This is a genomic window from Candidatus Cloacimonadota bacterium, assembly GCA_020532355.1.
GTDB lineage: Bacteria > Cloacimonadota > Cloacimonadia > Cloacimonadales > Cloacimonadaceae > UBA5456.
Map to the genome: position 1 here is coordinate 1 of JAJBBD010000062.1, position 11,074 is coordinate 11,074.

The 11,074-nt window shown below is 42.5% G+C and carries 12 protein-coding genes; 1 reads left to right on the forward strand and 11 read right to left on the reverse strand.

Going from position 1 to position 11,074, the window contains the following annotated elements:
* Window positions 1-13 precede the first annotated feature (13 nt).
* On the forward strand, window positions 14-559 hold the full coding sequence (locus tag LHW48_01930) for a hypothetical protein (protein ID MCB5259220.1): 546 nt from the start codon (window positions 14-16) through the stop codon (window positions 557-559).
* A gap of 55 nt (window positions 560-614) precedes the next feature.
* Here the strand turns inward: LHW48_01930 and LHW48_01935 are convergent, their stop codons facing one another.
* The 11 genes from LHW48_01935 to LHW48_01985 form a co-directional block, all read right to left on the reverse strand.
* Complete coding sequence (locus LHW48_01935; protein MCB5259221.1) at window positions 615-1,466, reverse strand: pyridoxamine kinase; 852 nt, start codon at window positions 1,464-1,466, stop codon at window positions 615-617.
* Complete coding sequence (locus tag LHW48_01940) at window positions 1,441-2,217, reverse strand: metallophosphoesterase (protein ID MCB5259222.1); 777 nt, start codon at window positions 2,215-2,217, stop codon at window positions 1,441-1,443. Before LHW48_01940 ends, LHW48_01935 begins: the two co-directional genes overlap by 26 nt.
* A complete protein-coding gene (locus LHW48_01945) occupies window positions 2,217-2,873 on the reverse strand; it encodes a uracil-DNA glycosylase (GenBank protein ID MCB5259223.1) in 657 nt (218 codons plus the stop codon). The genes LHW48_01940 and LHW48_01945 overlap by 1 nt, the downstream gene beginning before the upstream one ends.
* Window positions 2,873-3,307 (reverse strand): hypothetical protein, encoded by a 435-nt coding sequence (locus LHW48_01950; GenBank protein MCB5259224.1) that lies wholly within the window; start codon window positions 3,305-3,307, stop codon window positions 2,873-2,875. The genes LHW48_01945 and LHW48_01950 overlap by 1 nt, the downstream gene beginning before the upstream one ends.
* A complete protein-coding gene (gene gmk / locus LHW48_01955; GenBank protein ID MCB5259225.1) occupies window positions 3,304-3,930 on the reverse strand; it encodes a guanylate kinase in 627 nt (208 codons plus the stop codon). The genes LHW48_01950 and gmk overlap by 4 nt, the downstream gene beginning before the upstream one ends.
* Before the next feature lie 19 nt (window positions 3,931-3,949).
* Window positions 3,950-4,330: a glycine cleavage system protein GcvH gene (gene gcvH / locus LHW48_01960; protein ID MCB5259226.1), complete on the reverse strand. Its 381-nt coding sequence runs from the start codon at window positions 4,328-4,330 to the stop codon at window positions 3,950-3,952.
* Between the two features lie 119 nt (window positions 4,331-4,449).
* Window positions 4,450-5,826, reverse strand: a complete 1,377-nt coding sequence (locus LHW48_01965) for a tryptophanase (GenBank protein ID MCB5259227.1) — start codon at window positions 5,824-5,826, stop codon at window positions 4,450-4,452.
* Window positions 5,827-6,130: 304 nt separating this feature from the next.
* A complete protein-coding gene (locus LHW48_01970; GenBank protein MCB5259228.1) occupies window positions 6,131-8,422 on the reverse strand; it encodes a T9SS type A sorting domain-containing protein in 2,292 nt (763 codons plus the stop codon).
* 95 nt (window positions 8,423-8,517) lie between these two features.
* On the reverse strand, window positions 8,518-9,552 hold the full coding sequence (locus tag LHW48_01975) for a M42 family metallopeptidase (GenBank protein MCB5259229.1): 1,035 nt from the start codon (window positions 9,550-9,552) through the stop codon (window positions 8,518-8,520).
* A 28-nt stretch (window positions 9,553-9,580) separates the two neighbouring features.
* Window positions 9,581-10,726: a 1-deoxy-D-xylulose-5-phosphate reductoisomerase gene (gene dxr / locus LHW48_01980; protein MCB5259230.1), complete on the reverse strand. Its 1,146-nt coding sequence runs from the start codon at window positions 10,724-10,726 to the stop codon at window positions 9,581-9,583.
* Window positions 10,720-11,074 (reverse strand): hypothetical protein (locus LHW48_01985; GenBank protein ID MCB5259231.1); only part of this gene is annotated, 355 nt, incomplete at its 5' end. The genes dxr and LHW48_01985, both read right to left, overlap by 7 nt.

The window sequence follows — 11,074 nt, forward strand, 5'->3', positions numbered from 1 at the left end:
ATGGAGGTTTACCATGAAAAAAGGAATTCTTGTCCTATTTTCACTAGTTCTCATCAGTTCGGTGTTCGCATTCACCACAGGTGATATGATGGTTGGCGGTCAGGTTGGTTTCTCATCAGAAAAATTCAATTCTGATGCTGAAGCAACGAACAGCATTGAAATTATGCCCCAGTTCGGCTATTTTGTGATGGACAATGTTTGCGTTGACGGTATCCTTTCTTTTAATAACTGGAGTCAGGATAAATATTCAGAAACGGATTTTAGTATTGGAGTGGGTGGCAGATATTTCTACAATCAGATTTATGGTGGTCTTGCTTTGGAATACACCAGCAGCAGCAAAAGCGAAGATTACGATGGAGATAAATTCGATTACACATACACAGGTATGTATGCCTCTCTTAAAGCCGGCTATCTGTATCCTCTTACATCCAATGTGTTTGTAGATATGGGTGTACGGTACAAAATGGGACTTGGCGATTATGGCGGAGATTGGAAAGGTAGTAACGAATACAGTAATTTTGGCATTAAGGCCGGTCTCCAAGTTGTTTTAGGCAACTAATAGGACAAATAGTTTATCAAATTGTAAACCCGGAATTGCTCCGGGTTTTTTTATGTTACAGATCAAGCTCGGATAAAACTTGTTGTAATAGTATGCCAGCTCTTCCGTCCCGATTATTTGATTCCGAATAACTAATAGCCCGAGAGATAAAATCGGCAGCCATATTTATCGCTTGTGGGCGCTTAATTCCCTTAAGTGTGTATATTAATATCAAAGCGCTAAAGATGTCTCCCGTTCCAGTATAAAAACAGGGAATGTATTGGCAATCGTGACTTATTATCTCTGAATTGGGGGCAGATGAATATAGAATTCGGTACCCGCCCTTGTTACTAGGGACACTAGTAATAATGATTTCTTTCACTCCTAACTTATGCAATCGGGTGAACAATTCTTCTCTATCTGTATCAGTTTTTATGTCATCTTGCTTTAAGTCTGCCAAAAAACATGCCTCAGTGAAATTGGGAGTAATGAGATCCGCTTTTGCTATTAGTTTACGCATTGCCTCAACCATTGTAAAATTGTAACATGAATAGAGTTTGCCCTCATCTGCCATTACGGGATCAATCAGCACTAAAGTGTCCTTTGTAGCAAAGCTTAAGATCGAATCCAACACGATGTTTACTTGTTGGGGATTCCCCAGAAAACCGCTATAAATGGCGCCAAACTCCAAACCTAAAGCTTTCCAGTGCTCCAAGCATTCACGCATAAAGCTATCTGTTTCCACAATGCTGTAACCCTTAAAGCAGGTATTGGAACTAAGGATGGATGTAGGTAGGGCGCATACTTCCAAGCCAAAGCGATACATAAGCGGAATTATCGCCATCAAGGAAGTGTTTCCAAATCCAGAAAGATCGTGAATTGCCAGTATTCTGCTGTCCATATTAAGGTAATGGAATCTCCGCAGCATAAATTGGACTGCCGTCAAGATCGAAGCATTCCCATTTTATACTTTTAGTTTGTTTAGTTAGAACATTATAATGGTGAATCATCTTAAAGAACAAAGACCGGGAATCTTTGCTTTCCAGCTCTCGCAAAGGAGCTCCTCCACCGCCGGAAACAAAATAATGTATTCCTTCTGCTTTGAGGTGTTCAAAACTATGTTCGTGACCGCTGATTACGGATACAACCGGATACTTCTTGATCAGCTGAGGTATAAACCATTGTAAACCCAATTCATCACCATGATAACCGGAACTGAATATGGGATGGTGTAAGAGCAGGACAATTGGATATTCTGCACTTTCTAATTCTTGCACAAGCCAATCATATTGATGAGATCCAGGTAATAGATCGAGATTGCTATCCAAAATAATGTATTTTAGCGAATCGTGAACCATAGCGTAATAACTATGCTTGCCTTCTACAAAGAAGTTCTGCAGATACAGTTCAAGATTCTTTTCGTGGTTTCCCCGTACGGGATAGAAGCGGTCTGCAAAAGGAGAGATAATTGCCCTAAAGCTATCATATTCACCTTGTGTTAAGCCCTTTTGGTTCATATCCCCTGTATAAAACACAAGTTCCAGGGGAATGTCTTTCACCTGTTGTATAAGTTCTTGATGAACTTCCGGATGGTTACGGGTATCGCCATAAATCAACACTTGAGCCCCTGCAATACCGTTTATAAATATTGGTATAAGCAGGAGTAACAGCTTATTCATTAGTCTGTGTTTAAATATGCTTGTTGAAAGTTTTGTAGATCTTCCCAAGCGGGGCGTTTCCAATGCTCATTGCGCAGAAGAGCTGCCGGGTGGTAGGTTACCCAAGCTGGAATGTCCATAAATTCATTTCTGTGAGAGCGGTTCCAAGTAAGAGTTTCATGGTTTCCAAACAGAGTCTGCGCTGCCACCAAACCCATTACCAATAATAAGCGTGGGCGGATAATCTGAATTTGTTCCACCAAATATGGGAGGCAGGCCAAACGCTCTTCCTGAGTGGGATTACGATTTCCCTCTGGACGGCATTTTACGATGTTTGTTATATAAATATCATCTCTACTTAAATGTATGGCAAGTAACATTTTATCAAGCAACTTACCGGCTGCTCCCACAAAGGGGTGTCCACTCAAGTTTTCTTTTTCACCAGGCGCTTCGCCAATAAGCATTGCTTTAGCATGGGGATTGCCCTCACCATAGACCAGATTGATTCGTCCTGCAGCAAGTGGGCACTTGTGACAATTGGCATATTTTGCTTGCAGAGCGTCCAGTATTTGCTGCTTGTTTTGCTGCATTTGTTCTTGAACCGGTTCGTTGAATATCTGCCGGATTCCGCTTTGTTTTAGTAATTCAAGGTATTGGATAAGGGCACGGTGTGACATTATTCGTCGTCGTCATCATCGTCATCATCGTCGAAATCGTTATCCAAGTCATCATCGTCGTCGTTATTTGCAAAGGGATCTTTTACTACTTCAAAGCTATCATATTCACTGGGATCCTGGGCTTGGATTTCACGGGCAAATTTGGCAGAATCATCAATAGTTTCTCCGGCAAATTCTCCGCTGTCATCATCGTCTTCAAATAGTGCCCGCTCTGCCGCCATAGCCTTTTCTGCTTCTTCCAATTCGGCTATATAATCCGGCACATCGTTATCGGCAACGTGTTCCATTGATAACACTGTAATTTTATCTTTAAACTTATTCTTCACAAAGCTGGGGAACTGGTTTATTCGTTGTGCTTCCAGCTTTGAAAGAAGGCAAAAAAGGTAGTTCATGTTTACCTTTTCTAAAAAGCCGTCTATCTTCTCGTTTATCATTGTATCTCCTCTCCCAAGAAACCTTGCATGGGATTGTTGTATCTTGAAACTCTATTCTCTTCTGCTCTTATTATGCTTATCACGTCGTTAATAGCTATTTCCAGATTGTCATTTATCACTAAATAGTCATAATCATTTATACAGTGCAGTTCTTTTTTGGCAGTATCCAGTCTTCGCTGTATATCTTCCATGCTATCGGTACCGCGCTTGATAAGGCGCTCTTTTAATACATCCATAGATGGAGGAATTATAAAGATTTTTACATAGGGAATATCTGTGGCGGAAATCTGTGAAGCGCCCTGCACATCTATATCCATTATTACGTGACGTGAAAGTTCTAGCCGGGATTTTATATAACTTATGGAGGTTCCATACCAGCTTTTTCCAAAAACTTTGGCATGTTCCAAAAAATCCCCATCGGCTATACGTCGCTCAAATTCCCGCTCATTTACAAAATAGTAATGAATCCCATTTTGCTCTATACCTCGCGGAGACCTCGTAGTATAGCTTACGGAGTAATCCACACTACTCATCCGTAGCAAGATCTCATTCAAAATCGTGCTTTTACCGCCTCCGGAAGGCGCAGATAGAATTATTAGAAAGCTAGTGCTTTTTTGTATCAAGTATTAAAGTTCCAAAGGTTTATTCGGGAATTATCTTCTTGTATTCAATAGCGCTTAAGAGGTTTTCCAGTTCATCTCTGTTGCTAAGGCGTACTTTCATGATCCAGCCGTCTTCATAGCAAGATTTATTAATCAGATCGGGACTGTCTTCCAAATCCATATTTCTTTCTACAATCTTTCCGGATACAGGGGAGATGAGGTCTTCTACTGCTTTTACGGCTTCGATAGATCCGCACGGTTCACCGCCGGAAACTTTCATGCCCACATCGGGCAGCTCTACAAACACTATATCACCCAGCTCATGCTGCGCAAAGTCACTAATTCCAATAGTGGCAATTTCGCCATCAACTCTAACCCATTCATGGCTATCAGTATAGAACAGATCATCCAAAATATTCATGATATTCTCCCAGATATTTTAAGTATTTTCTCCAAGACTCTCAATAGGCACTTTGTGTCAAGTTGAAAGTGTTTGATTCTCGTTATCTTCTCTAAAAGGTATTTTTAGCTGTATTTTTCTTACAAGGCTTCAAATGTTGCCGTGAAGTGTCGCATGATTGGGGCTTCGTATTTGATTTTTAAGCCTTTATAGCTATTACGCTTAGCCCAAATTTGCTGCAAACCCCACACCACTACATCTATATGGTTATTAGTATAAACACGGCGAGGGATGGCAAGACGCAGGAGTTCCATTCTGGGTGGGCGTTCTTGGCGGCTATTGGGATCCCGATCTGCCAAAACAGTACCAATCTCAACTCCCCGCACACCCGCTTCTATATAGAGTGCAACGCCCAAAACTTGAGCCGGATATTGAGTTTGAGGAATCTGGGGAAAAAATGCCTTAGCATCTATATAGATGGCATGACCACCGGCAGGTTTGACAATTGGAATGCCTAATGCGCTTATTTTATCTCCTAAATACTTCACTTGAGAAATTCGTGCATGTAGATAGTCGTACTCCGTACTCTCTTGTAAACCGGATGCCAATGTTTCCATATCTCTGCCACTCATGCCGCCATAGGTTAGGTACCCTTCAAACATGATGTTGAAGGTGCTACATTGACGATACGTTTCCAGATTTCTTAAGGCAATAAAGCCGCCAATATTTACAATTGCATCTTTCTTTGCGCTCATGGTCATACCATCGGCGTAACTGAACATTTCTTTTACTATTTCTTTAATGCTTATATCCTGATATCCTTGCTCTCTGGTCTTGATAAAATAGGCGTTTTCTGCAAAGCGAGCTGAATCGAAAATAAGGGGAATATTGTGCTTTTTGCAAGTTGCAGATACAGCTTTAATATTTTCCATAGAAACAGGCTGTCCACCTCCGGTATTGCAGGTAACCGTATGAATTACCATTGGGATTTTAGCTGCTCCGTGTTCTTCAATGCAAGCTTCCAGTTTTTTGATATCGATATTTCCCTTAAAGGGAAGCTCTATATTAGGATCTGCTGCTTCCTCTACCGTACAATCGATTGGCACTGCGTGCCTGAATTCTATATGCCCTTTGGTAGTATCAAAATGTGCATTACCGGGTACGATGTCACCGGCTTTAATGGTTGCAGAAAACAGCACATTTTCTGCTGCTCTACCCTGGTGAGTAGGCAACACATAAGGAAATCCCAGCAAATCTTGGATGGTCTTCTTCAGGCGCAGGAAACTGCGGGACCCGGCATAACTTTCATCCCCAAGCATAAGAGCCGACCACTGCCTGTCGCTCATGGCACCAGTTCCGGAATCCGTAAGTAGATCGATATACACATCTTCTGCTGCTAAGTTAAAAAGGTTATACTCTGCGGCTCTGATTTTTTGCTCACGCTCTTCTTTGCTAAGTATCTTTAGGGGCTCTACCATCTTAATTCGCCAAGGCTCGGCATAAGGTTGTTTGCTCATTGTTTCTCCATCTATCTTTTTTATTTGTAAATTATACTAATTCTAAAGGCAATGTCCTGCGGATGGATATTGTGTCAAATCCTTTTTTGCCATATTTCGCCCTCTTCAATGGGCTATCTTTAGCTATGGTTTACGCACAAGTCATGCTATATGCAAGGGAGAATAGCAGCTTTAACCATGCGTAATGTTAGCTTAATCTACTCAGCTTGAATGCTCTGAGTAAAGCACAATTGCATGTCTGAGGTATTCAAACAAACAAAAAAACCCCAATCCGGTATGGAAAGGGGCGGTTATAAGTTTATACCTATTTCATTAAGATCATTTTTCTGCTTTGAACCAAATCTCCTGTTTTCATGCGGTAGAAATATATACCGCTGGCAAGAGATTGACCGGCATCATCCATTCCGTCAAAGATAAATCTATAATTTCCTGCAGCTTGCATGCCGGGATGATATGAGCGAACCTTCTGACCGCGGATATTGAATATATCCAGCTCCACCTTGCTACTGGCAGCCAGGCTGTAACGGATCGTGGTTTCTGGGTTGAAGGGATTGGGGAAGTTGGGATATAAAACAGATTTTTCAATACCGGGGACAAGCTGATCTATCAAAGAAGTTGCCACTCCGGTTATCACGTAGATATTGTCGATAGTCCAGCCGGGATCTGTTAACTCATCGGCAATACTGCTGTCGCGAAGGCGAAAACGCAGATAAACTTCATTGCCGGCATATTCTGAAAGATCTATATATTCGCGTTGCCAAAAGTCATGTCGTCCAGACTTGGTCCAGAGTTCCGTCCAGCTTTCGTTATCGAGTGAAATTTCAACCGTTACGGGGTCGTGATCCCATTCCGTATAGAGATGTGAATCAAAATAAAGAAGAGGGTTTCCAGCAATGGGTAAAGCTATGGGATTCACCGTTGCTATATGAACATCACAGTTTTGAGCATAATGTCCTCTGCCTCCCCAGCTATCTGTAATGGCATATCCGGAACTGCTGAGCTCATTTTGTAATACCCATTCTCCGGAGTTTGTCCACGCATCGCTGCCGTTCTCCCAAGTTTCACTAAATAAGGTTGTTGCAGGGCTAAGATTATAGCTCTGTTGAACGGTTCCCGGTTCTAAGGTAAGGGTACCTAAATAAGGATAGTATCCATCTGAGAAAATCTCGATTGGATACTCGCCTTCATAACCGTGGTAGATATAATGCCCCTCAAAAGAAAGAGTATCGGGGCTAATATCTTTGATTATCATCTGCGCAGGAATATTGGTGCCGGAACTGGTTACATAACCATGCATCAAAGTAGTTTCTTTAGGATCAAGAGCAATGTCTCGGGTGGTCCAGGAACTGTTGTTCACATTTACATATTCCACAACCTTATCCCAATACCCCTCTTTTCGCACTCTTAAAGTGTAACTGCCTTGAGGTAGGGCTTTCCAATACCTACCGGTATCGGCAAAGCTGGTGCGGGCAACAAACCAAGGCGCATGTTTTTGTTCGATAATAAGTTCTGCTTGCAGAGGGTCTCCTGTAACACTATCTGTAAACTGTCCGGTTAAAAGAGAGCTGGAAGCCACATTGGTAGAAAACCTTAAGGCTCTATTCATCATCCACCACACGCCGTTAGTGGCACGCTGAATTGTATCCAGCATCAAAGCCTCGTTGGGCTGGAGGTTTCGGGTTCCAACCTCAATAAGAAGTTGGATGGTGCCATATTCTTTATACATCCAGTCGTGAAAGGCGCCGCGGCGGCTGGCATTAGGATAGTATTCGTAGGTGCCAGCAGATTCTTTTTGGATTTGGCTTGCCACTCCCTGAGCAATGCTTTGAGCAAAAGCAAAATCTGGAGAAGGACGTACATCTTTCCAATTGAAAGAATAATATACCTTTTCGGAGAAATTCCCACTCCGTGAAGAATGCCAACAGATACTGTAGATGAACTTCTTGGCATCGGCAAGTTGTTTGATGGCAATTATCTCGCTTTCACTCATGGGGGAGGGACCCCGGTAGTAGTCATACACTTCGGTACCTCCGGGCTGCATAAGGGTGTCGCCATGAGTCCAATTAAAGTCAAAATTGCGGTTGATATCCACCCCATCAATATCATAACCGACTAAGGAAGAGAAATCAAAAACTCCATTATTGTTGTTATCTCGTTTGTTTTTGCGGTATGAAGTATCCAGATTTGAGGTTACAACATTATGTCCTTCAGGATTTAGTGTGGGAATCCACCAGGAGTCTAATTGGTTTATCCACGAAGAATAGGGCACCTGATATTGATTATTGAGGATTTCTTGGATATTGCTGAGAGTAATTTCTACGCCTAATACTTCTTCTGCATGCACCTGACCTACAAACAGCAGGGCTGGACGCTCCCAAGTGGCTTCTACATTCGCTGAAATTTGCATGGCATAGATGGGCAGGTTCTCTTCTTGAGAATAACCAATCATATGCACTTTGGCAATATTGGGATATGATTCTTCCAGTTGGAAAAGAATCTCGGTTATTTCATCATAGGTGTGATAACATTCTGGCAAATTGTCCATTGCAAATAACGGAACTAAGCTCAATAAGGCACACAGCAAAACTATCCGCATGTTTCTCTCCAAGTGTTCTTTTTGGGTATAAGATGCAATTTTTGCTCCAAATAGAGCTTCATATTGCTTTACGAGTAATGACGGCACAGATAGGCTTATGCTCCAGGTTTTTGCAGATAGGCTTCAAGCAGCTTCAAGGTATTATCCACAGCCTGAATATGAGTTCGCTCATATCCGTGCGAAGCGAAAACTCCTGGACCAATCAGAGCGTGCTTAATATCGTATCCGGCTCTTAACGCACCCTCAACATCCGATCCGTAAAATGGATAAATATCAACGGCATACTGCAACTTAAGCTCTTCTGCCAAGTGCACCAAAGCGTCTGTAACATCCCAATCGTAGGGTCCGCCGGAATCTTTGGCGCAAATGGATACCTTATACTCATCGGTGTCAAGATCATCGCCTACTGCGCCCATATCCACAGAAATCATTTCAGTTGTATCTTGAGGGAATCCCGATGCTGCACCATGACCCACTTCTTCGTAGGTGGTAAACAAGATACTGGTTTTGCGGGCAAGTTTCAAACTTCCTTCATGCACTTCCTTGGCCAATGCTAAAAGTACGCCGGCGCTGGCTTTATCATCTAAATGGCGGCTTTTAATGAATCCGGAATCTGTAACAATAGTGCGGGCATCCAGAGAAATGAAGTCACCTGGTGAAATGCCCAATTTCTGAGTATCGGCTTTGCTTTTAACTGTTTCATCCAAAACTACTTCCATATTGGCATCATCTCGCTTGCTGGAACCTGTATCACTATATACATGAACCGCCGGACCATTGATGTACACTGTGCCGGTGTAGGTTTTACCACTACGGGTGTGTACGATTACGTTTTCGTTCTCGATATTGTTTTCGGGGTATCCGCCTATCTTGCTAAAGCGCAATCTTCCATTGCTCTTAATGGAGCGCACCATAGCTCCCAAGGTATCTATGTGGGCTGCCAATACCAGAGGATTGCCTTCTCCACCGAGGGTAGCATGCACCGAGCCTTTACGGGAAAGAATAGCTTTGAAGCCAAGTTTTTCTAATTCATCAATCAAGTATTTAGTAGCCAATTTTGTAAATCCGGTGGGACTTGGTGTTTTACATAAAGCAACTATTTGTTCAACAGCGTATTTGCTATAATTCATTTATACTCCAATTTAATTATTTATTGGTTCAGATCAATGCGAGGCATTTATAATAGTATTCTTTGTTTGCCCGAATGATGGTATCCAAATCCGGCTCTGCAATCTGAGTAGTGGAGTCTAAGGTTTTTTCTACCAAAGTATATATCTGAGGGAAACTGATTTGTGCTTCCAAAAACAGCTTCATAGCCGCTTCAACGGCGGCATTTATGGCAGTTGGGAAGATTCCGCCTTGACGTGCTGCTTCCAATCCTAAATAAAACAGAGGAAAACGCTCAGGGCAGATATGGTCAAAGCTAAGATCGGGCTTGGCAATGAGATCTGTTTGCACCAAGCTAGATTGCCATCTTTCGGGATAGCTAAGGGCATACAGAATGGGCAGACTCATATCGGGTGAACTCATCTGGGCAAGGATTGAGCCATCAATATACTGAACCATAGAGTGGATGATAGATTGAGGATGAATCACAGCCTCAATTTGATCATAGTCGAGGTCAAACAGCCAGTGCGCTTCCATTACTTCCAAGGCTTTGTTGAACATTGTGGCGCTATCTAAAGTTACTTTTGCCCCCATATCCCAGTTTGGATGTTTGAGCGCCATTTGGGGGGTGATGTGGATAAACTCGGCTAAATCAAGTGTGCGAAAGGCTCCGCCCGAAGCCGTGATAATAAGCTTCTGCACTTCATTGCGAGGGTGCTTGCCCAACGCTTGAAAAATAGCTGAATGTTCGCTATCTATGGGAATTATCTGTCCGGGTTGCCTTAGCTTTTGCACAAGATGACCGCCCATCACCAAGGATTCTTTATTTGCCAGAGCCAGCCGAACACCTTTATTGAGAATGGCGAAAGTTGCTTCTATTCCTGCAGATCCACCGATGGCATTAAGCCCAATATCATAATCCTCTTCTGCCAACAGCGAGAGTAGGGATTCTTTACCAAAATAGATTTTGAGCTGAGGGTATTGGTTACGAATCATTCTTTGGGTAGATGATTCCTCTATACCGGTAAAGCTTATTTGTGGGATTTTGTATGTAGTGGCAAGCTCGCAAAGCTTTGCAACATTAGAGTGCGCAGCGGCAAAGCTGATTTTAATGGATGCTTTATGTTCCTTGTAAACCTTAAAGAATGAATCACCAATTGATCCAGTGGCGCCTAAGAGCGCTATTTTTTTCACCATGAATAAGATAGTGCAATTTTCTGACTGTTGCCTAAGCCATCCGGAGAGCTATTTTTGAATGCGTAATTCAATCCGAAAGCCCTATATTCAATGCCTATGCCAGCACTAATACTATCTATATCGTAACCCCCCATTAGTTTTAGGGCGGGAATTGGCTGAAGCATTAATCCTGCATGGAAATCTGTACTAAAAGTGGAATTACTTATGGTGGATGCTTCTCCACGCTCCTCAATAAATGTTTGCGCCCGTAAGGCTACATGAATGGGAATATTGAGCTTGGGAAACTTGCGCACATAGCCCAATTCCAAATCTAAACTGGGTACTGCTATCTCATGCTCACCAGAATCC

Excerpts from the sequence above, each read along its gene's own strand:
- LHW48_01930 (MCB5259220.1), top strand. The coding sequence starts at position 14 with ATGAAAAAAGGAATTCTTGTCCTATTTTCACTAGTTCTCATCAGTTCG.
- LHW48_01940 (MCB5259222.1), bottom strand. The coding sequence starts at position 2,217 with ATGAATAAGCTGTTACTCCTGCTTATACCAATATTTATAAACGGTATT.
- LHW48_01945 (MCB5259223.1), bottom strand. The coding sequence starts at position 2,873 with ATGTCACACCGTGCCCTTATCCAATACCTTGAATTACTAAAACAAAGC.
- LHW48_01935 (MCB5259221.1), bottom strand. The coding sequence starts at position 1,466 with ATGCTGCGGAGATTCCATTACCTTAATATGGACAGCAGAATACTGGCA.
- dxr (MCB5259230.1), bottom strand. The coding sequence starts at position 10,726 with ATGGTGAAAAAAATAGCGCTCTTAGGCGCCACTGGATCAATTGGTGAT.
- LHW48_01975 (MCB5259229.1), bottom strand. The coding sequence starts at position 9,552 with ATGAATTATAGCAAATACGCTGTTGAACAAATAGTTGCTTTATGTAAA.
- LHW48_01965 (MCB5259227.1), bottom strand. The coding sequence starts at position 5,826 with ATGAGCAAACAACCTTATGCCGAGCCTTGGCGAATTAAGATGGTAGAG.
- gcvH (MCB5259226.1), bottom strand. The coding sequence starts at position 4,330 with ATGAATATTTTGGATGATCTGTTCTATACTGATAGCCATGAATGGGTT.
- LHW48_01950 (MCB5259224.1), bottom strand. The coding sequence starts at position 3,307 with ATGATAAACGAGAAGATAGACGGCTTTTTAGAAAAGGTAAACATGAAC.
- LHW48_01970 (MCB5259228.1), bottom strand. The coding sequence starts at position 8,422 with ATGCGGATAGTTTTGCTGTGTGCCTTATTGAGCTTAGTTCCGTTATTT.